Source organism: Lysobacter sp. ISL-50, assembly GCF_018612875.1.
Classification (GTDB): domain Bacteria; phylum Pseudomonadota; class Gammaproteobacteria; order Xanthomonadales; family Xanthomonadaceae; genus Lysobacter.
Window position 1 is genome coordinate 19,781 of sequence record NZ_JAGGRI010000053.1, and the last position, 23,927, is coordinate 43,707.

At 64.9% G+C, this 23,927-nt stretch carries 18 protein-coding genes, 1 tRNA gene and 1 pseudogene; 9 read left to right on the top strand and 11 right to left on the bottom strand.

Annotation, left to right across the window (positions count from 1 at the left end; genetic code table 11):
• Window positions 1-167: 167 nt before the first annotated feature.
• Complete coding sequence (locus J7J50_RS22835; protein WP_215059139.1) at window positions 168-2,066, bottom strand: aromatic amino acid lyase; 1,899 nt, start codon at window positions 2,064-2,066, stop codon at window positions 168-170.
• A gap of 330 nt (window positions 2,067-2,396) precedes the next feature.
• Complete coding sequence (gene hisS, locus J7J50_RS22840) at window positions 2,397-3,785, bottom strand: histidine--tRNA ligase (protein WP_083512872.1); 1,389 nt, start codon at window positions 3,783-3,785, stop codon at window positions 2,397-2,399.
• Window positions 3,786-4,029: 244 nt separating this feature from the next.
• Between hisS and J7J50_RS22845 the strand changes: the two genes are divergently transcribed.
• Window positions 4,030-4,106, top strand: a tRNA-Pro gene (locus J7J50_RS22845).
• Between the two features lie 215 nt (window positions 4,107-4,321).
• On the opposite strand, the pseudogene J7J50_RS22850 reads toward J7J50_RS22845, so the two are convergent.
• The 5 genes and pseudogenes from J7J50_RS22850 to J7J50_RS22870 form a co-directional block, all read right to left on the bottom strand.
• Window positions 4,322-4,506 (bottom strand): annotated as a pseudogene (locus J7J50_RS22850) (hypothetical protein); the annotation flags it as partial.
• A gap of 10 nt (window positions 4,507-4,516) precedes the next feature.
• Window positions 4,517-8,116 (bottom strand): peptidoglycan-binding domain-containing protein, encoded by a 3,600-nt coding sequence (locus tag J7J50_RS22855; RefSeq protein ID WP_215059135.1) that lies wholly within the window; start codon window positions 8,114-8,116, stop codon window positions 4,517-4,519.
• A 14-nt stretch (window positions 8,117-8,130) separates the two neighbouring features.
• On the bottom strand, window positions 8,131-8,535 hold the full coding sequence (locus J7J50_RS22860) for a hypothetical protein (RefSeq protein WP_057942504.1): 405 nt from the start codon (window positions 8,533-8,535) through the stop codon (window positions 8,131-8,133).
• A 119-nt stretch (window positions 8,536-8,654) separates the two neighbouring features.
• Window positions 8,655-9,059 (bottom strand): hypothetical protein, encoded by a 405-nt coding sequence (locus J7J50_RS22865; protein WP_215059133.1) that lies wholly within the window; start codon window positions 9,057-9,059, stop codon window positions 8,655-8,657.
• Window positions 9,060-9,177: 118 nt separating this feature from the next.
• Window positions 9,178-9,582, bottom strand: coding sequence for a hypothetical protein (locus J7J50_RS22870; protein WP_215059131.1), 405 nt, complete (start codon window positions 9,580-9,582; stop codon window positions 9,178-9,180).
• Between the two features lie 738 nt (window positions 9,583-10,320).
• On the opposite strand from J7J50_RS22870, the gene J7J50_RS22875 reads away from it, so the two are divergent.
• The 6 genes from J7J50_RS22875 to J7J50_RS22900 all read left to right on the top strand — a co-directional run bounded on the left by J7J50_RS22875 (window position 10,321) and on the right by J7J50_RS22900 (window position 16,453).
• Window positions 10,321-10,758: a DUF6393 family protein gene (locus J7J50_RS22875; protein WP_251044443.1), complete on the top strand. Its 438-nt coding sequence runs from the start codon at window positions 10,321-10,323 to the stop codon at window positions 10,756-10,758.
• A gap of 15 nt (window positions 10,759-10,773) precedes the next feature.
• Window positions 10,774-11,712: an XVIPCD domain-containing protein gene (locus J7J50_RS22880; protein WP_215059129.1), complete on the top strand. Its 939-nt coding sequence runs from the start codon at window positions 10,774-10,776 to the stop codon at window positions 11,710-11,712.
• 490 nt (window positions 11,713-12,202) lie between these two features.
• Window positions 12,203-12,835 carry a hypothetical protein gene (locus tag J7J50_RS22885; RefSeq protein ID WP_215059127.1) on the top strand — a complete coding sequence of 211 codons (633 nt, stop codon included), beginning with the start codon at window positions 12,203-12,205 and terminating at the stop codon, window positions 12,833-12,835.
• A 3-nt stretch (window positions 12,836-12,838) separates the two neighbouring features.
• Complete coding sequence (locus J7J50_RS22890; protein WP_215059125.1) at window positions 12,839-14,755, top strand: hypothetical protein; 1,917 nt, start codon at window positions 12,839-12,841, stop codon at window positions 14,753-14,755.
• A 37-nt stretch (window positions 14,756-14,792) separates the two neighbouring features.
• The gene (locus J7J50_RS22895) at window positions 14,793-15,956 is read left to right on the top strand and encodes an OmpA family protein (protein ID WP_215059123.1); all 1,164 of its coding nucleotides are present in this window, start codon (window positions 14,793-14,795) and stop codon (window positions 15,954-15,956) included.
• A 59-nt stretch (window positions 15,957-16,015) separates the two neighbouring features.
• Window positions 16,016-16,453: a hypothetical protein gene (locus J7J50_RS22900; protein ID WP_215059121.1), complete on the top strand. Its 438-nt coding sequence runs from the start codon at window positions 16,016-16,018 to the stop codon at window positions 16,451-16,453.
• Window positions 16,454-16,494: 41 nt separating this feature from the next.
• On the opposite strand, the gene J7J50_RS22905 is transcribed toward J7J50_RS22900, so the two are convergent.
• Entirely contained in the window at window positions 16,495-17,160 is a 666-nt protein-coding gene (locus J7J50_RS22905) for a polysaccharide deacetylase family protein (RefSeq protein WP_215059119.1), read from the bottom strand.
• Between the two features lie 10 nt (window positions 17,161-17,170).
• Complete coding sequence (locus tag J7J50_RS22910; protein WP_215059116.1) at window positions 17,171-18,361, bottom strand: glycosyltransferase family 2 protein; 1,191 nt, start codon at window positions 18,359-18,361, stop codon at window positions 17,171-17,173.
• 386 nt (window positions 18,362-18,747) lie between these two features.
• Here J7J50_RS22910 and J7J50_RS22915 point away from each other — a divergent pair, with 386 nt between their 5' ends.
• Window positions 18,748-19,446 (top strand): methyltransferase domain-containing protein, encoded by a 699-nt coding sequence (locus J7J50_RS22915; RefSeq protein WP_215059113.1) that lies wholly within the window; start codon window positions 18,748-18,750, stop codon window positions 19,444-19,446.
• Window positions 19,447-19,495: 49 nt separating this feature from the next.
• Window positions 19,496-20,836: an MFS transporter gene (locus tag J7J50_RS22920; RefSeq protein WP_215059110.1), complete on the top strand. Its 1,341-nt coding sequence runs from the start codon at window positions 19,496-19,498 to the stop codon at window positions 20,834-20,836.
• A 30-nt stretch (window positions 20,837-20,866) separates the two neighbouring features.
• Here J7J50_RS22920 and J7J50_RS22925 read toward each other — a convergent pair whose 3' ends face one another.
• Complete coding sequence (locus J7J50_RS22925) at window positions 20,867-23,173, bottom strand: hypothetical protein (protein WP_215059107.1); 2,307 nt, start codon at window positions 23,171-23,173, stop codon at window positions 20,867-20,869.
• A 508-nt stretch (window positions 23,174-23,681) separates the two neighbouring features.
• A partial coding sequence (locus J7J50_RS22930) for a hypothetical protein (RefSeq protein ID WP_215097570.1) occupies window positions 23,682-23,927 on the bottom strand: 246 nt, incomplete at its 5' end.

Genomic DNA, 23,927 nt, shown 5'->3' on the forward strand with positions numbered 1-23,927 from the left:
CCGTCAAGCCTCATCGCTTGAAGCGCATCATTCGGGCGATCTGAGAAAAGAGCATCGGGGCTGAAGCCCCTCCTACAAAAGACTTCGAAACGGCGCGAAGAGCGCCCCTCACCCCAACCCCTCCCCCGCCAGCGGGAGAGGGGCCAGGCAACTTGTGCGGCACCGCGTCAGTCGCGCATACCCGCGCGCACCGCCGACAACACCGTGCCGTCGCGCACCAGCCGCACCGCCGTCGCCACTTCGCCGTCCAGCGCGCGATCGTGATCCAGGAACGCGATCGCTTCGCGCAGCTTCGCGTGCGCGATCGCCACCGCGCGGCCGGGACGGAACTCCGCCGCCGCCGACAACTCGGCGCGCAAGCCCTCGACCTCGGCGATGAAGCCGGCATGCTCGGACGAATCGGCGGCCGGGCCGCCGAACACCTTCGCGGCCAAGGTGGCGGCGTCGGCGCGATCGGCCAGATCGCGCGCGGCGTTGATCATGTCGCGACGCAGATCCAGCGCCTGCGCGGCCGTGTACAGCTCCAGCGCCAGCACCTTGCCCAAGTCGTCGGCCATCGCCAGCACGTGGCGCGCCTCATTCGCGCCCATCGACACGTGGTCCTCGGCGTTGGCGCTGGTCGGGATCGAATAGACCGACGCCGGATGCGCGCGGCTGGCCAGATCGTTGACGATCGCCGCGGCGGTGTACTGCACGATCATGTGGCCCGATTCGGTTGCGTCTTCGTTGCCGATCAGGAAACCCGGCAGGCCGTCGTTGGTGGCCGGATCGACCAGCTTGTTGAGGCGGCGCTCGGAGATGCTCGCCAACACCGGGATCGCGGCCTTGACGTAGCTCATCGCCAGCGCCAGCGGCATGCCGTGGAAATGGCCGGCCGAGATCACCTGCTGCTCGACGTGCTCGGCCTTGGCGTCCGGGAATACGATCGGATTGTCGGTCAGCGAGTTGAGTTCGATCTCAAGCACGCGCGCGGCCTGCGCGATGGCGTCGCGCACCGCGCCGTGCACCTGCGGGATGCAACGCAGCGAATAGCTGTCCTGCGGCTGATGCTTCTTGCCGCCGCGGAACGGACGGAAACGGTTGTAGAACTTCTCGCGGCCGTGGCGCTGGCCGAACGGCACCCAATCCCAGCCGATGTCGAAGCTGAGCTGCTGCGCCGCTTCGGTGTCCCAGCTTTGCGGCAGCCAGGGACGGAAACGCGGCACCAGGTGATACGGAATATCGGCCAGGGTGGAACCATCGAGCAGCTTGCGCAGATTCTCCGCGACCTGCACTTGGCCCGGATGCGGACGCAGCGCATGCACTTCCTCGGCGAACGCGCCCAGGCGGCCGGCGAAGGCGTCGATGGTCATCGCCGCGGCCAGATCGGCGGTGTCGAGCATGTCTTCCAGTCGCGCCAGCGCGAGCACGCCGCACGCCAGCATCTGCGCGGTGCCGTTGTTGAGCGCCAGGCCTTCCTTGTACGACAGCTTGACCGGCTTGAGGCCGGCGCGTTCCAGCGCCTGCGCGCCGGGCATGCGCTCGCCCGCGAAGAAGGCTTCGCCGCCGCCGAGCAGCACGATCGCCAGATGCGACAACGGCGCCAGATCGCCGCTGGCGCCGACCGAACCCAGCTGCGGCACCACCGGCACGATGCCGGCGTTGAGCATCGCCGTCAGCGCCTGCAGGGTCTCCACGCGAATACCGGAGTGGCCGCGCATCAAGGTGTTGACGCGGATGCACAGCATCGCGCGCACGATCTCGGGAGCGAACGCGTCGCCGACGCAGACCGCGTGGGTGACGATCAGATTGCGCTGCAGTTCTTCGTGCAGGGTTTCCTGCGAGCGCTTCGCGCCCGGCAGCTGATCGCGCAGATGATGCGAACCGAGCAGGCGGTCGGCGTTACTGCCGAAGCCGGTGGACACGCCGTAGATGGGTTCCTCGCGGCGCACTTGCTCGGCGAGGAAATCCGCCGCGCGCGCCACCGCCGGCAGCTGCGCCGCGGCTAGTTCGACCTGGGCGCCGTAAGCCACGGCGACGAGTTGCGACCGCGTCAGCGAACGGCCGTCGAGCTGAATCTTGTTCATTTGTAACCTCGCCTCGCACCCTGGCGATCATCTGAACGGCGGGCCTGACCGCGAACGGTTAAACCCGGCCGAGCGTACTCGGGAGTCGGTGCGTCAATACAACATTGGGAACCGCGGCGGCAGGTGCTCGCCGCGGCGTGGAATCGGTTCGCCTCGGTGCCGGATCGCGATCCGGCGCGCGGCGAACCAGGTGACGGGAGCCGCGCGCGCCTGCGCGTGCGTGGCTCCGATGACCGGACTCGCGAACGGCCGGCGCCGGGATCGTGCGATCCGCGACGACGACACGGCCCGCGCACCCGGCCGACTTGCGCATGCCGGTTTCCCGCATGCCTATTTCTTCATGACCCGCGATTGTTCCAGCTCGACCCGCAGCGTGCGCGCCAGCTCGGCGCGCGGTACTTCGAACTGGTCTTCGCGTCGCAGATCCTTGACCGTCGCGGTGCCCTTGGCGATTTCGTCCTCGCCCAGCACGACCACGAAGCGGATGCCGGCGCGGTCGGCGTAGCGGAACTGCGAGGTGAGCCTGGACGCTTCCATCACCACTTCGGTGTTGAGGCCGCCGTGGCGCAACTCGTTGGCCAAGGCCAGGCAGTGCGGCAGCAGCGCGTCGTCCATCTGCGTGACCAGCACCTGCACGCTGCTGTCGGCGGTGCTGACGATGCCGGCCTTCTGCAGCTGATAGAACAGGCGGGTCAGGCCGATCGAGATGCCCACGCCCGGCAGCTTGGACTTGGTGTAGTTGCTGGCCAGGTTCTCGTAACGGCCGCCGGAACAGATCGACCCCAGCCCCGGAAAATCGTTGAGGGTGGTTTCGTAGACGGTGCCGGTGTAGTAATCCAGGCCGCGCGCGATCGAGAAATTCAGCGCGTAGTTCTGCTCCGGCACGCCCAGCGCGCGGATCAGTTCCAGCACTTCGCGCAGTTCGGCCACGCCTTCGCGCAGCGCGTCGTTGCCTTCGCCCAGGGCCGCCAGCTTGGCCAGGGCATCGGCGTGCGAGGTCGAACGCGTTTCCACGAAACTCAGGATGGTCGCGACCGCGTCCGCCGACAGGCCGAAGTCCGCGCCGGTGAGGGTGTCGCGCACATACTCGACGCCGCGCTTGTCGAGCTTATCGACCTCGCGCAGCACCAGCGCCTGCAACTCGCCGTCTTCCACGCCCTGGGCCTGGAAGAAGCCGCGCAGCAGCTTGCGATTGTTGAGCTGGATGGTGAAGGCGCCGATGTCGAGCTCGGAGAACACCGCATAGATCGCCGCCGGCAGCTCGGCGTCGTAGCGAACGCTCAGCGAGTCCTTGCCGATCACGTCGATGTCGCACTGGTAGAACTCGCGATAACGGCCGGCCTGTTGCCGCTCGCCGCGATAGACGCGCTGCATCTGGTAACGGCGAAACGGAAATGCGAGGTGATGCTCGTGCTCGGCGACGTAGCGCGCCAGCGGCACGGTCAGGTCGAAGCGCAGCGCCAGTTCCGGCAGCGCCGCGCCGCCGGCCTGCGCGTTCTTCTCGCGCGAGCCGGTGGATTCGACGAAATACACCTGCCGCTCGGTCTCGCCGCCGGATTTGGTCAGCAGCATCTCGGTCAGTTCCATGACCGGCGTTTCCACGGGCAGGAAGCCGAACCGCTCGAAATTGCGCCGGATCGTGTCGAGCATGCGCTGAAACGCGATCTGGTCACGGGGCAACAGCTCCATGACCCCGGGCGGGGTGCGAGGCTTGATCAAGCGAAACTCCAATACGTACGTCGATTGCGGGCCGGGGCGTGCCGGCGGCGCTGCGAGCGCTGGCGCCGGCGGATTGAGCGCCGCCGATAGTCTAACGTCCGCCCCCGCCCGTGGCTCGCGCCGCGGCCGGCATCCAGGCAAAAACACCGTCGCAGCGGGCTATGGGCGCATCGCCGCGAATTTCTTCGCACCGCCCCCTTGCGCCGGCCCCGTGGGTATCGTTAGAATTTGCGGCTCACGAAGTCGGGGTGTAGCTCAGTCTGGTAGAGCGCTACGTTCGGGACGTAGAGGTCGCAGGTTCGAATCCTGTCTCCCCGACCAATCGTCGAAACAGTAAAGGCTCCGAAAGCCGCGGAAACGCGGGACTTCGGGGCCTTTTTGCTGCCCGTCGCTTTTTACTCGCAATTGTTCATTATCGGAACAATTGTGAGCAGAACCGGGCTTCCGCCGCATGCTGTGAGCATCCTTCCCTGCTCTCCCGGCCCCAGCTAGACCCGCTTTGGATTCACCGCTGGCAGCCCGGCCTGGGCACGATGACGCCGCACCAGCGCCCAGGCGCGGCGGTAGCCGTAGCTGGGCAGGTCCACGACGCCGTGCGGATTTCTTCGACTGAACCGGCTACCTCGCGCCAGTTTTTTGAGCGGCCGCGCTCCACCGCTTTTTTCAGCATCTCGTTTTCCAGCGTCTTCTTGCCCAGCAACCGCTGCAAGGCCTCCACGCGCACGTCGGCCTCATCCGTCACCGCCTCCCCCATCAGCGCTCGACCCATCGGACATCGCGGGTTGAAGGGTATGTGCGCCTAACTTCATGACTGGATCGGTGTGATTGCGATTCAGTTCTTCCTGCTGCTGTTGGAATTGCTCCATCTCCAACGCCTGTTGCTGATCGAAGGCCTGCGTGCGCTTCAAAGTGTCTTCCAATTCCGGTGCCGACGCCGTGAGCGACACGTTGCCGTAGAAGCCAGGGACATGTCCGTAAGCGAAGGCGCGGTCGCCGACGACCACCACGTCTTTGAATTTGTCCACGCGATCGACACCACCCAGCTTGGCGGCGTGCATCAATTCGGCGGTCTTGCCGTCTTGCGTGTCCTTCGGCAATCGTGCCTGGATTGCGGCAAACAACGCGTAGTCGGGATGATCGGACGGAAAGGATTGCGATGGCCTATCAGGTTGGGCAGCCGTAGCCTGCGCGTCATCGCGCTCGGGTTCCTGTCGCCGCGTTTTGCCGCCGGGGCTGCCGGGGCCTGGTGACGCATTCGTGGAATGCGCCGCATCCTCCATTTGGACCCGCGTTTCCGCCGCGGGTAGCGATGCCCCTTGAAACGAGCCGGCCAGTGTTTGCCTCGCCGCAATCCGCGCTTCATGCCGGGTCACACTCAGCGGCTGCGCTTCGTTAGCCACTGGTGCCTGTGCCGGGGGAATCTCCGGATTGGAACGCTCGACGGTTGGTTCTGCAACCGCTTGTGCGGGCATCACTTGCCGGAGCGGCGTTGGCGATCCAGGACCGGGCCGCGGAGCCTGCGCCAGTGCCATGTCCACGGTCTGGTCGGCCACGCCCGTGGCAGGAAGGTCATGCGCCTGCTGGAACTGCCTCACCGCGTATTCGGTTTCCACCCCGTAGTAACCATCCTGCGCCACGGGCTGCCCTTCCGGGCCGCGAGCGCCGCCCCGTTGCAAGCGGAACTGCAAAAATTCCACGTCGTTGCCACGATCCCCAAGGCGCAGACCTTCCGGCGCGCCGGACGCAGCCGCAACTACCGGGACGCGCTCGGCCGTGGCGACATCCGGCGCGACCGACACCTCCACCGCGATAGTCCGCCCATTTGTTTTCGACGACTGGGGAATCGACACATCGGCAGATGACACGGATCGCGCCACGGCATCCGGCGTTTGTACAGGCGGCTGCGATTGAAACGTCGCCGGTGTTGCCGATCGAAAAGCCGGGACAGCCGTTGCTTGCACGGCCGCCGATGGCGCGTCAGCCACGACAAACGATTGAGGTATCGCGGGCCGTACCGATTGAACAGAGGAGGTGACCGCCTCCCGCCCTTGCCCTTGAGCGCGATCTTCCAACTCAGGCGCAACAACTGCCGCTTGAAGCGCGGGCATGACGGGCCCGGTAGAGACCGGCACCTGCGCCGCAACATCGCGCTCGCGTTCGACCGGCGATTCGACTTCAGCCCGCCTCTGCGCCCCATCGACACGCGGAGCGCGCACCTCGACGGCCGCCAAGGTCGCGACCGTCTGCGCCTCCTGGGTAGACACGCCCTGGCGATTCGCTTCGCGCAAGGCTTGCTGATACGCGTCGCGCTCCTGAGGCGATTGCGCTGCGATCCGCATGTCCGGCACGTCAGGCAGTGGCGCTCGCTCCTGCCGACCGGCCCGCACCTCCTTGAGCGCCTGTTCGATGTCCTGCGTGCTGGTGACAGCAGCGATACGCTCCACCCCATCCGGACCTCGCCGGTAGTGGGCTATGGGACTATCGGCCGCGACCGCATTGTCGGCCGCAGTCTTGCCGCCTGTCTTGTTCTGCAACTGCATGGAGCCCGGCCCGGCGAGTCCATGTTCTTCGCGAGTCCGCCGGGTCGCCAGAACGACGGCCTCTTGCCAATCGGGATTGAGTTCAACGTCGGCCACCCGGTAGCGATGCAGCAACTCGTTCTGCTGTTTCTGTTCGGCAGTGGGTGCTGGCCGACTCTCCAGGCTGGCCAGTCGCTGGTTGTGTTGTTCAAGCGAAGGCTGCCGGGCAGCTCGAGTCAACTCCAGCTCCAATTCCAGATTGCCCTGCGCGACCTTGCCGTCGCTCGACCATACCCTGGCCTCGCCGCGCTGATAGACAGTCTTGTCCGACGCCATCAACGTATCGCGCTGAGGCGTGGCCGACACGACAGCGCCAGGAATACCGCCGAAATCGCGCCATCGCTGCGCGGCGTAGTTTTCCTGGTAGACCATCGCGACCGCTTCTCGCCCGGTGGCGATGTTGGTCTGAATTCGTCCGAGCGATTCGCGACTGAGTTCGTCGGCTCGCTGCGAGGAGGCGATTTGCTGTTCGTAGACGCCGCGATCGTTGGCTCCCGTCTCGGCGACCTTGACCGAACGCACCCATTGTTCCGCAGCCGGATCTCGCCGCCAGTTGTTGTTGTCCAGCCCCGCGCGATCGCTTTCTCGCGCGGGCAGGTTGAATGGGTCCTGGGGAGGCGGCATCTTGCCCAATGCGAGTTCGACGGCTTCATTGGTCGCGTGATAACCCAATTCGCGCGCCTTCTCATAATTCGCGCCGACGACTCCGGCTACCGGATTGCTTATGCCATCCGGCGTCTTGTCGAGCGCGGCCGGCCGGACCCAGTTGCCATCGGCAAACGTCCAGACAACGCCATTTTTGTCGGCTTGGTGATGGATCTGGTAGTCCTCCACCAGATCGACGGCTTTATCCGCGGCCTTGGCCAGCAGCGCGGCGTCGGCCACGATCAGCGCGACGGGGACGTAGCCCGAGGAACCCACCACATAAGCGGCGGTAGTTCCGCCTATCCATGCGCCGGCATTGCGCGCGATCGTGCGACTCGATTCGGACTGAGCGGCTCGCAGGTTGCCTTGCTCAAGCAGCTCGGCCGAACGCTGGGCGCTGAGGGTCAGATCGACACCTGTGGCTAGCAGGCCTCCTGAGCGGGCCAGTGTATGGATGGGGCGCTCGCCGACGAGCAAGTCCTTGGAGATGGAGCCGCTTTGCCCTTTGGGGCCGCGTAAGGCCTCGTCGGCCTGATCAAGATCGACCGATGCAGCTGACAAGGCGGGATCGAATGAGTTCAGGCGGGGGCTGTCCTGAAAATCGCTCAGTTTGCGGTAGCCCACGACATGCTGTTGATACTCGGCTTCGGAGATGGTGCCATCGCGAAACGTCCGGTCGACCAATTCGGCCGTGGTCGTCGTTCGCAGGCCAGGCAACTCCCGCTGCAACTGACGCTGTATCTGCGGCGAAGCGAAGAGCTTGTCGTCCGACCAGATGATGACGCTGCGGCCTTCCGCGTGCTCGCGGGTGGCGATTTCGAGCAGGGAGCGTTCGCCTGCGTTTTTGGAGAATTTTTCGGGATCGGATCGTACTTTCTGCTGAGTCTCGGCAGCATCGAGGACCTTAATTTTCCGGTCAGCAATGTACTGACTAAGTTCTTGCTTAAGGGGACCATCCTCAATCTCGGTCTCGATAGTTTTGGTGATAGCGAACTCATGCCCCTCCGCTCGCGCAACCTTTCGGTATGTATCGAGCAGTTGAGGGCCACCCGCACGATAGGCATAAATCAAACTATTCGTATCAGCCAAGAAATAACTGGTGGCCATCTGATCCTCCTTAATCAGATCAAATGTAGCTTGACGTAATCGCGAAATTTACCGAATAGCCCAGTACAGTCCGACTGATCCAAGTCCGGCATCAATTCCCATATCAGACGACGAACGTTCCAGGCAAGCACCGACTCGATCTCGTTGAATTCTTTTTCCTGCCTTATGAACTCAACAAAATCCGCCGGCTTCTTTTCCTTGAAATACTGTGCAAAAGCAGCCACTTCGTCGTCCTTCCACTGCCTCCGCCGGCTCCATTCCTCCTTGGATTCCGTGTAACTGGACACGATCATTTCATAAATCGCCTCATCGGTTGCCCGCCTCTTTCCAGGCCCGGTAAGCACGTCAAGAATGTCGGCCTTAAGTCTTTCGTCTTCCAGCGCATCGATTTTTGCTTGTAGCTCAGGACTAATGGACATAGAGAAATTTCCTTGAGACTTGGCTCTTCATGTTGTTGTTCATGGCTCCATTCCCATGGAGAATGGAGCTTCCAGAAAATCCGGGGCAGCTCATCTCGCGGCAATCCGCACCTCCTTGATCAGACCAAATTCAACTTGACGTAATCGCGAAGTTTACTGAATAGCTCAGAACGGTCATCGGAGTTCAAGTCCGGCATCCATTCCCGCATCAGGCGACGGACACGCCATGCAAGTTCGGATTCGATCTGGTTAAATTCCTTCTGCTGCCGCAAAAACTCAGAATAGTCCTCTGGTTTTTTTCCTTGAAATATTGCGCAAAAAAAAACCACCTCGTCATCCCGCCACTTTCTTAATCTAGCCTGCTGTTCTTTGGCCATGGCGTAGCCTGCCAGAGCCGTTTCATAAATTTCTTCATCGCTTGCCCGCTTCTTCCCGGGCCCCGTAAGCACTCGAAGAATTCTGGCCCTGAGATCTTCGTCCTCCAGCGCATCGATTTTCGCTTGCAGTTCCGACCTAATGGGCATAGAGAAATTTCCTTGAGACTTGGTTCTTCATGTTGTTGTTCATGGCTCCACTCTCTTGGAGAATGGAGCTTCCAGAAAATCCGGGGCAGACCATCTCGTGACCATCCGCCCTCCTTAATCAGATCAAATGCAACTTGACGTAGTCGCGAAATTTGCTCAATAGCCCGTTAGAGTCGGACTGGTCTAGACCCGGTATCAGTTCCCGTATCAGGCGACGAACGTTCCAGGCAAGCACCGACTCGATCTCGTTGAATTCTTTTTCCTGCCTTATGAACTCAACAAAATCCGCCGGCTTCTTTTCCTTGAAATACTGTGCAAAAGCAGCCACTTCATTGTCCTTCCACTGCCTCCGCCGGCTCCATTCCTCCTTGGATTCCGTGTAACTGGACACGATCATTTCATAAATCGCCTCATCGGTTGCCCGCCTCTTTCCAGGCCCGGTAAGCACATCAAGAATGTCTGCCTTAAGCCTTTCGTCTTCCAGCGTATCGATCCTTGCTTGCAGTTCAGGACTAATGGACATAGAGAAATTTCCTTATCGACATAGATAAATTTCCTTGGGGCTTGGTTCTTCATGTTCTTGCTCATGGCTCCATCCTCCCGAAGCGTGGAGCCCCCAGAAAAGTCGTGATAGCTTAGGGTGGCACCGTCCATACATATTTTTCCCACTATCTCTGCATACGCTGGCCCTAGACCACCGCCCTAAACCCCGTCGGCAACACCCCAGATACTACCCAATGACGCGAAAGCGTCGCCATGCTGGCGACATAAAGACGGAACGCAGTGGAAAAAGTGGATTTTGGGTGGCCTCCCGTTGGCCACGTGGCGTAGTCAACAATCAGGTATCTTTCGGAAAATTGGAATCACGTGGAGAACCTCCATGACACGGCGACCGGACCCCTTCCAGGAATTGTCCAGGCACGAACCGGCTCAGTCCGGATCACGGCGAGCGCAGCGGGCCGATTCTCCGCACACCGCCCCTGAGCGCACGGACCCGAGCGCATCGCCCTCGCACGCAGCCCAGGTCGCACAGACACAAGCCGCGCTGAAGCGCGAGCTGGTCCGCGTGTACGCACAGGCCTGCGCGGCCTGCGTGCGCAAGGACTGATCCGGCGCGGCGGGACATCGTCCGCGGTTTTCGCGCTTTGCGTGCCCCACTGGGCGTTTGCGGCCACGACAATGAGCCCGCCGCCTCGGCAGGCGCGACGAAGCGGTTTTAAACTCGGCGTACGCATTCGCCGTAATGCGGCAGGAGATCTCAATGGCAACACGCAAGTTACCCGGCTGGACGATGTCCTTCGCGATCGCCGCCGCCGCAATGCTGCCGCTGTCGTCCTGCGGGATGGCGGGCGCGCAAAACGCTAATCTGACGCGGGATAGGGCCATGAAATCAGGAGTTCACGACATGCTGGAAGAAATCTATTCCTCGCCGAAGCCGGTTCGCTTCGAGCAGCTCGACGTCAGCGCCATCGTCGTCAAGCACATTCCGCTGGGAACCGAAAAGGCGGCGGTCGCCGATTCGTTCAAGTCCTCGCCGAGCTCGAAGATCATCGAAGACTCGGCCGACAAACTGGTGGTGCGCGACAACAAGGGCCAGGCGATGCTCGATCCGGATGCCCGCTCGGTCGTGATGACCTTCAGCTTCGACTCGAGCGGCAAGCTGGCGAAGGTCGCCGCGGTCCATCTCAAGAATCAATAAGGAACGCAGCCGGCCATGGACGAGAAAATCGAAGTCGGATACCGCAATATCGGATCGGCGCTGGGGAAGGACTATCACCACAAGTACCTTCTCTACACCGACAAGGACGGCAACCAGCACACCATCAGCGGCTGGACCGGGGAGCCCGAGGCGGGCCTGCCCTATGGACGCATGCAGGTCGAGACCAATCTGCCGTTCGATGCGACCAATCCCGACCACCCGACCAATCCCAATGCGGCGGGACAGAAGCAGTACCACGAGCTGATCGCCAGCGGGCCGGATCTGTCCAAGACCTGGGAACAGATGGTCGCCAACGCCCAGACCAAGGACGACAAGTACCCCTACGACCCGCAGTTGCAGAATTCCAACACCCTGGCCGACAGCGTGCTGCGCGACGCGCGCCAGCCCGAACCGAAGAACGACGGCTTTTTCGGCCATTGGGCGCCGGCCTCCGGCCGCGCGCTGGACGAATCGATCAAGCCCACGGTGCCGGGGCTGGGCAATTCCGGACGCACCTTCAGCGCCAACGACGCCAATCCCGCCGATGCGCAACGCGAAGCCGCGCTGCGCGACGACCCGTTGTTCAAGCAGGCCCTGGCCGGCCTGGACAAGCTCGGCCCGGACGCGGGCGTCTACAACAACCAGCAGGACAAGGAGCGCATCGCCGGCGCCCTGGCCGTGCAGGCCAAGCTGCACACGCCGCCGCTGCCGGAGATTCAGGAAGTCCGCCCCAGCCCCACTAACGGCAACGTGTTCGCGATGTGGACCAACCCGGGCAACGAGATGGACGTGCTGCGGCCGCATGTGGACAAGGCCGAGGCCGTCAAGCAGCCGCTGGCGGACAATCTGCACAAGCTCGATGCCGCCAATCAGCAGCAGGATCAGCAACGCTCGCTGGCGCTGTCGCAAAACACGGACGAACCCAGCCGCAGCGCACCCCGGATGGGCGGCTGAGAGACGGGCGGGCGCTGAACGCCCGCCCTTTCCCGCGGGTTGCGCGCGGCCGGCGCCGAAGCGATACCGTCGCGCCGGCCGCATTCGCTCCTGGCGCGATGCCGGGAGCGCGATGGCCGGTACGCACCGGCGATCCCGGCGGGCAGGCACGCCCTGCCCGCCCCGATGAACTCATGACCCCGCCCGCTGCGCCTCGGTAGCCATCGGCGCCGAAGCACGGATTCATAGTTCCTGCTTCCGGGTTACCGACAGCCGGGGCCACCGCTGGGACTGCCGCGCGGCCTCGCCAGCAAGTCGTCCGCCCCCGCCTCTCCCGCACCCCACCGTCACCGCGAAAACGTGCGGCCGGTCGCTGTGCGTGCGTATTTCCCGCCCCAACAAAAGAAAAATCACAAAAAAAGGAAATTTTCCTCCGGGTCGGCACCGACGCCGGTCACTACGGTGGCGCCCATCGACGGTCCCAGACCGCGCCGCCCCGCCGGAGACTTCCATGACCGCCAAGACCCGTTCCGCCCTCGTCCTGACGCTGGCCATCGCCGCCTCCGGCCTGGGCTGCGGCCAGTTCGGCGCCGATGCCGCCAACCCGGCACCGGCGGGAATCGGCTGGAAGATCCATGAAGCGGCGAGCGCATCGACGCAAACGGTCGCCTCGGCCGCCGCCAGCGCGACGAAGACCCGGCTCAAGCCCGGCCTGTGGCGGATCGAAGGCGCGGAATTCGACGCCCTGAGCGAACGCGGCAAGGTCTACCTGTGCATCGACGCCGCCAGCGCCGCGCTGATCGACCCGCCACCGCCGCCGGCGAGGTTGGCCCAATGCAGCATCGAGGACGGCACCCCGAAGCCCGACCTGTACCTGGGCACCCTGCAATGCCGCTACCCGGATCGCACCGTCACCTCGCGCGTGCGCATCGACAGCAACAATCTCTATTTCCGCGACGTGGTCGTCCAACGCGGCACGGCGGCGGTCGAGAGCAGCGACAAGAGCAGTCACTTCGCCGAATGGGTCGGCCGCTGCCGGCCCGAGCAAGCCCCGGGCAAGGCCTACACCCAGGCCTACGGCCAGGACGAGATGCATGCGGCCGAACTGCCGGCGGCGCTGACCTCGGCCGCGAGCGGAAGCTGAGACATGGCGACGACCCCGCGCACTCGCGCCCGCTTCGCCGTCTGCCTGGCCGGCGCTTTGCTGAGCGTGCCCGCGGCCATGGCGCAGCCGCCCGCCGACGGCGCCGACGACGGCGTCCAGGCCATGCAACCGCGCGATGTCGATCTGTATGTGGAAGCGGTCCCGGGCGATCTCGCGCTGGGCCAGGCCTGGACCGCGCCGGTGCCCGGCCAGCCCTACACCACCGCCATGGGCAAGCCGGTCAAGATCCGCGGCGTCGCCTCGCTGGCGCTGGCCGGCAAAACCTTGTCGGTCACCGTCACCTCGCGACAGAAGAAGGAACCGCCCGGCCCGCCCGATCAAGGCTGCCCCGCCGGCACGCAGGAAATGGACACCGGCGCGCAGGCCATGAGCGACCAGACGCGTCCGCAACCGCCGACCACCTTGCAGGTCGCCATCCGCAACTCGGGCACCTTCGAAACCGTCTACACGCCGAGCGTCACCGGCACGCATCAGATCCTCGCCAGCGCCGGCGCGGTCAGCGGCAAGAGCGAATTCGACGTGGTCGATCCGGTCACGCTGTGCGAACCCCTGTCGCCGCAGGAAATCGAGCAGGAAGCCAGGCAACTGTCCGAAACCACGTACCAGACCGTGGAGCTGCTGGACCAACACATCCAGGCGCTGCCCGATTCGCCGGCCAAGGACGAGTTCAAGAACAAGCTCGATGAGTTGCGCAAGGCCATGCAGTCCGCGCAGCCGCGCGGGCAAGCGCCGGACTGGGTGAAATCGATCGAGCCGTTCAACCGTCTGCGCAGCCTCAGTCCGCGCATTCGCGAAGCCGCCGAGCCGCTGCGCCGCCAGTTGAGCGAATGGCAAGACAAGGCCAGGCAGTCCAACCAGCAATCCAGGCAGGTGCTGGCCAAGCTGCAGCACGGCAACGTGGTCTGCGATCAGCTCGACATCGTCATCAACGCGCTGAAGTTCGTCGATTTCAGCCTGGGCCTGGTCACCACGCCGGCGCAACTCATCGAGGGCTGGCTGAAGGAGAACGTGCCGACCAAGCTCATCGGCCAGATGTCGGGCGCGGACAAAGCGCCGGCCGTGCAGCAAACCATCGAAAGCCTGTGGAAGCTTGCGCTGACCCACGTTTCCGGCTGGAGCGGCCTGGCCTTGCCGAAGGTCGCCAACGATCTGGTCGGCTACGCCGCCAATCGCTATTTCGACCGTTACTGCCAGACCTTCACCGGCCCAGTCGCGGCGGAAATGAAAGGCGTCGTATCGAAGATCGGCACGCCGTGGTGGTGGTTCCGCATCAAGACCAGCGGGGTGTTGATCCTTCGCTATCCCAAGGGCGCCGCAGGGAATGCGATCGCGCTGAGCGGCGAACTGATCGGCAACGCCTCGCTGTTCAAGTCGAAGGACGACGCCATCCGCGTGCTGTTCCCGAAATTCGCGAAAGGCATCGTGTTCCACCAGAACCGCATCGAACCGCTCGCCGGCAACCTGCTCAACGACGGCGATTACTCGGGCTACGACCCGGGCAGCATCATGATGGACAAGGGCGGCACGATGGTGCGTTCGCTGGCGCCGGCGTTCTTCCGCATTCCGGTGCGCGGCGAGTTGCGCGGCGACCGGTTGCGCATCGAGCTGCAGCCGGCGGTCATGGACTTCAAGGACAAATACACGACGGTGCGGCAGGTGACGTTCTCGCCGCTGTCGATGTTTCCGAACGTGACCGACTACGAACTGCCCTACCCCGGCGCGCACACGATTTTCCAGCGCGCCTTCAACGACGGCCCGGCCGAGTTCGTGGTGACCCGGGTCGGCGCGAACAAAGACGTCATGCAGATCAAGCAGCACTTCGCCCGCCAACGGGACACCAACCGGACCCATGGCGAATTCACCGTGGACGTGACGGCCTGCAATCCCTCTTGCCCGTAACGCCCCTTCTTCCATCACACCAAGGAATCATCGCGATATGACGACGCTCACTTCCCCCTCCCGTCTTGCCGGCCTGCTCGGGCTGGCGCTGGCGGTATCGGCGTGCTTCGGCGCGCAGGCGCAGGATTCGGCCGAAACCGGCCAGGACCATCCGCTGGTCGGCCGCTACGAAGGCGCGACCATCCGCGCCTACAAGCAACAGCAGTTCGATGAAGCCTCACTGCTGCAGGCGCCGGTGGACTATCAGTCGATGGTCGACCGCGATGCGCTCGAAGACCGCGCAGGCCCGGCCTGGCTGAAACTGGAAGGCCGCCACACCCGCATCCGCTACGAGGCGCCGGCCGAGCGTTCCTCGCTGGAACTGTTCCGCAACTACGAAAGCAAGCTCAAGGCCAACGGCTTCGAGCAGGTCTACGCCTGCAACGACAACGCTTGCCTGGCCGGCTCGCGCAAGGACCCGAGCCAGCTCGGCGATCTGCTCGACAATTTCGACATCGCCGACAACGGCCGCCACTACGCCAATCACGCGCGCTACGGCCTGTACAAGGCGACGCGGCCGGAAGGCGTCGCCTATGTCGCGCTGCTGGCCGGCGACAGCGACGAAGGCCACATCCTGCCGCGCGTGCTGGTGGACGTGGTCGAGACCAAGTCGATGGACGCGGACAAGGTGAAAGCGGTCGCGGCGACGAAGGCGCCGGAAGCGCCCGTGGTCGAGCGCAAGGAACCGGCGGTGACCGATCGCGAACCCAAGATCCAGGACCGGGAGCCGAAGATCCAGGAGCATCCCACTCAGGTGAAGGAAACGCCGGCGCAGGTGAAAACCTCCAGCGCCGCCGAAATGGCCCGCGCCATCGCCCATACCGGCAACATCTCCGTGTACGGCATCCTGTTCGACTTCGACAAGTCCGTGATCAAGCCCGAGTCGAAGCCGCAGCTCGATCAGATCTCGCAACTGCTCAAGGACGACGCCTCGCTCAAGGTCGCGGTGATCGGCCATACCGACAACAAGGGCACGCCGGCCTACAACCTGGCGCTGTCGCAGCGCCGCGCCGACGCCGTGGTGCTGGCGCTGTCGCGCGACTACGGCATCGCCGGCGCGCGCCTGCTTCCGCAGGGCAAGGGCGACACCCAGCCGGTCGCCGACAACCTCAGCGACGGCGGACGCGCGAAGAACCGGCGCGTCGAACTGGCCAAGCTGTGAGCGCCGCCGCGCGTCCGCTCCCTTCCCCCTTCAAGCGCCTTCGCCAGGAGCGCCCGATCATGCGTGTATCCAGTGTTCTGCTGTTGCTGTGCCTGAGCGCCAGCGCCGGCCTCGCCGGCGCCGCCAACCGATCCGCCGCCAGCCGCGACTCGGACGACTACGCGTCCTGCCGCGACTGCGGCACCGTCGCCCGCATCGAACCGGTGGCGCGGCGTCAACGCGGCAACGCGGTCATGCATGCGGTCGGCAATGCCCTGGGCGATGTGGCCCTGAGCCATATCGACAGCGACGTCGCCACCGTCGCCGGCGCCGCGCGCGATGCCGCCAGCGATGACGACGACGAAGATCGGGACGATGAACGTGCGCGCGGCTACGACATCACCGTGCGCATGGACGACGGACGCCGCGTGCAACTGCGGCAGGACGAGGTTTCCGAGCGCCTGCGCGAGGGCGGTCGCGTGCGCATGCGGGCGGGCCGCTTGTCGCCGATCCGTTGATCGGTGCCGGCGACGAAACAACCGATTCCGCGAGGGATATCTCAGCCGGCAGGCAGGAATTCGCTCACCCGCACGAACTCATAGCCCTGCCCACGCAGCGCCGGCACCAGCTGCCGCACGATGTCGACGATGCCTTCGCGGCTGCGGCCTTGCTCATCGTCGCCGTCGTGCAGCAGGACGATCGCGCCGGGATGGATGCGCGCCAGCACCGATTCCACCACGCACGACACGTAGCCGGGCGCGCCCGGTTCGAGCCAGTCGCGCGGATCGACCGACCAACCGACCACCGCGTAGCCGGCGTCGGCCAAGGCATCGAACTGGGCTTCGTCGATCTCGCCATAGGCGGGCCGGAACAGACGCGGGTTCTCATTGAGCCCGGCTTCGCGCAAGGAAACGGCCGCGGGCGCGACCTCGCGGGCGAACCAGTCCTGGGCGCCGAACCCTCGCGCATCGGCGTGCGTCTGCGAATGATTGCCGACCTCGTGGCCTTCGCGCAGGAGTCGTTCGATCAAACGCGGACGTTCGCCGGCCGCCGCGCCGGTGCAGAAGAAACTCGCGCTCACCCGCAACTCGCGCAAGGCATCGAGCAAGGCCGGCGTGGCCCGGCCCGGGCCGTCGTCGAAGGTCAGCGCGAGCGCGCGTCGCGAGCCGTCGCCGCGGCCCAGATAGGACCGCGGCCGCGCCTGCAGAAATCGATGCCATTCCATGCCGGCGGCCTCAGCGAGTCATCCAGCTCTTGCGCCCACCGCGCAGTTCGTCGATCAGCCCGATCACGTTGGCCGGCAGGATCAGCACGTCCATCACCGTGTTGTAGACCGACACCAGCAGCATGTCCCGCGGCCGCAGTTGCAGCAGCGTGCGCGAATGCAGCACCGAGATGAAATTCAGCACCGCCATCAACAGCCAGTTCAACCCCGCCACCACCAGCAGATGATGGCTGCGATACACCAGCGCGCCGGCGATCAGCAGCAGCAAGGTCGGCACCAGCGCCGACTGCGCCCACAGCAGCCACCACGGCAGCATCTTCATGGTCCGCGCGCGCGAGATGCCCCAGGCGACGCGGAACGATTCCAGACGCCCGCGCGCCCAGCGCCGGCGCTGGCGGAACAGGCCGAGGAAGGTCGTGGGACAGATGGTGTAGGCGATCGCATCGGAGGCGTAGGCGATCGAATAGCCGTGCGCCAGCGCGCGCCAGGTCCAGGCGATGTCTTCCACCAGCCACTCGCCCCAGCCGCCTAGTTCGCGGATGACCGAAGTACGGTGCAGCGAGAACGCACCGCCGACCACGTTGACCACGCCGATCTTGCTCTGCACGTAGCGGATCGCCGCCAACGCGCCGATGTGTTCGTAGAACTGCAGGCGGTGCAGCCACGACGTATTGCGTCCGGCCGGCACGATCAAGCCGCAGGCCGCGGCGTGGCGCGGCGACGAGTACAAGGCCTCGACCGCATTGCGCAGCGCGCCGGGCAGGATCACCGTGTCGCTGTCGATCACCGTGACCACGTCGGAATCGGGCGATATCCGCGGCAAGGCCGCATCCAGCGCCAGGCCCTTGGCGCCGCCGTTGCGTTCGCGCGACAGCAGCCGGTAATCCTTGAGCCTGGGTTGCGCGAGCCACTGCGCGACCGCGGCGGCGGTGGAATTGGTCGAACCGTCATCGACCAGCAACACTTCCAGCCGGCCCGGATACACGTTGTGCTCGATCGCTTCCAACGTGGTCAGGAACGACTCCGCCGGCTCGTTGTAGAACGGCACCAGGATCGACACGAAGGGATAGTGCGCCAGCGTCCGCGAAGCCGGTCGCCGCAGTAATCGGAAACATGCCCAGCCGGCCAGGAAAATCAGGCAGGCAAGCAGTACCAGGGTGGAGAAACCGACGAAACCGGTCAGGACGAACTGGCTGAACATGGGGGCGCGCATCCGGCAGTGCGAGCGCCACCGTCGGCGCGCGCAAACGCGCGCGGCCACGGGCTGCGAACTCGCAAATCTGATTGCCAGACCGGACGCGTCGATACGGGTGGCCGCGTTCGCGGGCCCGCACGCCAGGTGCTAGAACTAACGGGTTGGGAGAGGTGACTGGAAAACTTGCAGGCGGAACATTTCAACTGAAACGACTTGCGAATACACGAGCGCGATGCGTTGCCGCGCTTTCGCAAGCAAGAATGAAAGCTGGGATCGATTTAATCTGTGACGTCGCCATGCAGTTCCGCGATCGTTGCCTGCGCGGTCGCTCGACATGTCCTCGCCGATCGATGAAGAATCAAGAGGCATTGTCTTCTTCGCGAAACCCAACCATGACCGAGTCCGCCTCCCTCCGCGCGTCCGCGTTCAGTCCGCGCTTCGATATCGGCGCGCAGCGCATCGATTGCGGGCGCGAACCGCACGTGGACACGCACGAAGCCGCCGACCAGCGCGCGAGCTGGCCGCTGCTGGATTATTCCGAGTGCGAGCCCACCGAGGATCAGGCCGCGATCAATCGCTGGCTGGCCGAGGCCGCGCTCGACGGCCGCGACGTGCTGCATGTGGGCACCGGCAATTCATCGGTGGCGCGATTGCTGGCCGGCAAGGCGCGGCGGATCGTGTCGGTGACGGTGGCGCGCAACGAACGGGAGCACGGCCGCGCCCTGGGCCTGCGCGACTACTCGGTGCATCTGCTCAACAAACACAGCCTGGCCTTCGCGGAGCAGTTCGAGCCGGCCGGCTTCGACTGCATCCTCGACAACAACCTGGCCAGCTTCGCCTGCTGCCAGCGCCACCTGGAACGCTATTTCGAAGCGCTGGTGCGCCTGCTCAAGCCGGAGGGCTTCGTGCTGACCCATTGGCTGGGCATGCAATGGACGCTGGATATCGGCGTGGACGACGTCGAGCCGGTCTGGCGCCTGGACGCGGGCAAGCTGCGCGCGATCGCCAGCGCCTACCAGCTCAGCGTCAAACGCGAGGACGAATTGTTCTTCCTGCGCCGCGCGCGCAGCGCGGCCGCCGCGCGGTCTTGAGCGCGCGGCGACGCGGGCCGGTTCGGCCGCGACCGTCGCATTGCGCCCGATGAACACCGCCGCACTCCGCCGCCACTGCCCGCGTCAACGCCTGCGCGACACCGCGCGGCTGTGGCGGCTCGGCCGCCGCGACCCGCGCCTGGGCTGGCTGCTGCTGGACAATCTGATCACCACCCTCGGCGCGAGCTTCACCCTCATCGCTCTGCCGTTCCTGGTCATGCGCCTGACCGGGCACGCGCTGGACCTGGGCCTGACCGCGACGCTCGAAGCCTTGCCGAGTCTGGCGTTCGCGTTCGCGTTCCGCGGATTTCTCGACCGCGCCGATCCGGCGCGGGTGTTGTGGTGCTGCCGCGCGCTGTACGTCGCGATCAACGCCGTGCTGGCGGCGACGACGTGGTTCGGGCTGATCACCATCGAATTGATTTATCTGCTGGCGCTGATCGGCGGACTGGTCTGGGCAGTGGCGTATCCGGCCGGGCGCGCCTGCTTCGGCCTGTACATCCGCAAGGGCCTGTTGCCCGCCGGCAACGCCGTGTTCGCGGTCGCTTCGAGTCTGGCGACGATGGCGTTGCCGATGCTGGCCGGCAGCCTGATCCTGTCCGCCGACGGCGAACGCGGCCTGGCCGTCGCCTTCGCCATCGACGCGGTCTGCGTGGCGGTGTCGTTGCCGCTGATCGCGGCGGTGCGGCGGCGCGGCCCGGTGCGGCGGCGGGTGGCGAATGCACGCGACGACGATGCGACCCAGGTCGCCGATCAGGTCGCGGTGGCGGCACCGGCATCGGCTATTCCGCGCAGCTATTACCTCTATCTGCTGTCGAGCACGGTGCTGGTGTTCGGTCCCGTGCAGATCCTGCTGCCCGTGCTGTTAGTGCAACGCCACGACACGCGCTACCTGTGGATCTACCTCGCCCAATTCGCCGGCATCTTCGCCGCCGCCGGCTTGTCCGCGCCGGGCGTGCCGCCGTCGATGGCGGCGGTGCTGCGCAAGATTGTGCTGTGCTGGGTCATCGCCGCTTTCGCCTATGGCTTGCTTGCCTGGAGCGCCTACGCCGCGGCGCAACCGTGGTGGCCGCTGCCGTCGGCGCTGCTGGCGTTCGGCCTGCTGGCCGGCGCCTCGAACTACTACGGCATCCAATCGCTGTCATGGCTGCAGCGCAGCGCCGACGCGCGGCGCATGGGTCGCGAGATGACCTGGTTCTCGGCCGCGACCATGGGCGCGATGCCGCTGGCGACCTTGGCGACCGGCACGATGATCGATCGCCTGCGCTGGGCGCAGACCGCGCAAGCGCTGGCCTGGGCGATCCTCGGCGTGGCGCTGCTGGCCTTGCTGCATCTGCCCAGCCTGCGCCAAAACAAAGCTCCGGGGACTCGCGTCCCCGGAGCGGCGTGACTTCGATCTATACCGGCCGCCGACAGCGCATCAGCGCGGCGATTTACTGTCGAAGCCGTACATGAAGGTCGCAGGTTCCCCCGAAGTGAAACCGTAGCTGCCGAACGGATCGGGCAGATTGTCGAGCGGGTTGCCGGTGCCGTTCCAATTGGCCTGGCCCAACGAGTACACCGACGCGCCCACCGTGGACAACGACCCCAGCGCCAGCGGTTCGGTCGGCGCGGCGCCGTAGTAGGTCACGAAGCTGAGCGTCTTTCCGGGCGACAGCGCGCCGAGTTTGAAATCGATGTGCGCGCCCTGATCGCCGGCGCCCAGATCGGTGAACGGCCCGGACGTGCCGCTGTTGCCGCCCAGCGGATTGAACACATTGAAGCCGTTGTTGTTCCAGGCCAGCACATAGCTGGACGAACCCGCCAGGGTGATGTACTCGGAGAACGTATTCGGCGGCACGTCGTAGTCGATGCCGCGCGTGTAGCGCAGATCGGCGACGTTCTGGCTGCCGTTGTTCTGGATGCTCACGTCCACGCGGTACAGATACGGCGTCGCCGGCACCGGAGTGAACTTGTGCGTGACGCGGAAGGTCTTGTTCGGCCCCGCGTCCACCACCGAGGTCGCGGTCGATGTGGTGTAGACGAACGACACCACCGCCATGTTGTTGACGCCATAACAACGCGAGGTATCGCCGGTGATGCCCAGATCGGCGCTGGCCACGCCCCAGCCCTCGCAGGGCGAGCCGGGCGAAGCGGCGTCGCCGTTGGTCGGCATGTAGCGCAGGCCGACCAGGGAACCGCCGTTGGTGCCGCTGGAACGCGGAATCGCCGGGCATTCGATATTGAGATAACCGGTGTTGTGCACGCCCAGCTGGACGATGCCGTTGTTGATCACGCCCGGGCAATTCTCCGGCGGATCGACTTCGCACACGATGTCGGCGCCGTGCACCGGCAGGTAGGGAGTGTCCACGCGCTCGAACGGATCGATCCGCGCGAACTGCGCCTGCACGTCCTGCGGCTTGAACTGCACGCGCTGGACCTTGGGGTCCCAGGGCTTGTCGCACAGCGTGCCCAGGGTCGGATCGGTCTGCACCAGGTACATGTCCTGCGGATCGCCGACGCCGACGTAGTCGCTGAAGGTGGAACCGGCGGCGACGACGCGGTCGCTGGACTTCAGGTCGATCGCGACCAGCATCTCCTTGCCGATGCCGAAGCGGTTGACGTTGAGCGGCGTGTCGTCGAGGTTGCCGATCGACGCGGCGAACACCGCGCCGTATTGCGGCTGGCCCAATGTGCCGGCCAGGGCCAGTTGCGGCCCGGAACCGCCGACATCGTTGGTTTCCAGCACGTCATAGGCGCGGAAGGCCTGGCCGCTAGGGTCGGCCCACAGCGTCTGCGCGATCACCGCGCAGGAACCGGCGGCGAACCGCGTCAGATAGGCCTGCACGCCGGTGTTGTCGATCTTGGAATTCAGGCCGACCAGCACCGACTGCCCGGCGAACTGGCGGCTGCGCAAGGCGGTGACGCCATGGAACAAGGCCTGCGACTGGTCGGAGTTGTTGAGCGCGGTGCTGCATACCGGCGTGCCGTTGAAATCGGTGCGGAACATCAGGCCGCTGCTCAGGCCGCTGGGCGAGACCGAATTGCCGGCCACGACCAGATCGGTGGGCGCGCCGCTGGCGGCGATGTTTTCCGTCAGCGCGCGGAAACGCAGTTCCGGCCAGCGGTCCAGGCCGTCGTAGAACTGGTTCCACAGCACGCCGCCGCCGTTGTCCAGGCGCGCGATGCGGCCCCACTTGCGCTTGTTGTCGCGCGAGTTTTCCTCGCCGACCAGGATCAGGTCGAAGTGGCGATCGCCCAGGCCTTCGATGATGTCGTAACCGCTGGCGAACTGCTCGCGCTTGACGTTCTCAAGCACGGTGGTCCATTTCGGGAAGCCTTCGCAATCGATCTGCAGCACGTAGATCGAGCGGCCCTCGCCGAGCCACACGCCGCCGGTGACGGCGAAGCCGCGGCCGGTGCTCAGCTCGGTGATGGCCTGGCCGAGCGAGCGTTTGCTGCCGGCGATGTTGTAGGTCTTCTGCCACAGCTCGACGCCGTTGTTGTCGACGCGGCTGACCTGCACGTCCTGCAGGTCGCCGCGATTGCGCGTGCCGACCAGCACCGAGCCTCCGCCGCCGCAGACATTGACCGCTTTCACGTCTTCGCCGAACTCGCTGCTGTCGGCCTCGCCATAGACCGCCTCGAAATTCTGCGCCTGCGCCAGCGGCGCGGCGAACAGCAGGCTCGTCGCCAGCGCCACGGCATAGCGCCGCAGGCTGGAACGTTTACGTCCCGTGGTATCCATATCGGCCTCATTTGCGGAATCGTTCCGCGTGGTGGGTCGAACGCTTCCTTAACGAAAGCGCCATCGATCGAGCGTCCCCGACAAAGCGCGCCGCGCGGTGCGCGACGGCGTTTGACCGTCCGACACTAGCGCGCTCGCGCGTGCGTTCGTAGGAACAAGAAGGGGCGATATCGGGACATCGCGGGAAGGATTCGCAGCGCGCGATCGAACGGGTCGCGACCGGCGTCTAGGATTGGCGTTAAACCGCGCAGGGCGTCACAGCGCGTAATGAAGTGCTAACTGTTCGGCTGGAGGCGAGATTGCTCTAGTCTTGCAAGTGGACTTGATCTGCACTTGCTCCTGCTCCGCCTCTGCGCTTGCTCCGCCTCCGCGCTTGCTCCGGCGCTGCACCCGCCCTGGTTTTGCACCTGTTCCGGTTTGCTCTTGCTGTGGCCTTGATGTGGCTTTGCTGTTGCTGTGACGTTGTTCTTGTCTTGGCCTTGCTCTGGCTCTGGCTGGGCGCAGCTTGTTACTCGCGAGACCAGGGACACCCGGAGGGCGGCGCACATGGACGTGCGCCGGGTGCCACCTTGGGCAGGATGCCCAATGTGGCACCTGCCTGCGCAGGCATCGCACTCGTGGCTTTTGACTCGAAACAGCCAAAGCCCTTTCTTTGGTTACTTTCTTTGTGGCTTTGGACAAAGAAAGTGACCCGCCGCTCCATGGCGGAAGCTTTAGGCGTTTGATCCTGTTCCTTGTCCTTGTCCTTGTCCTT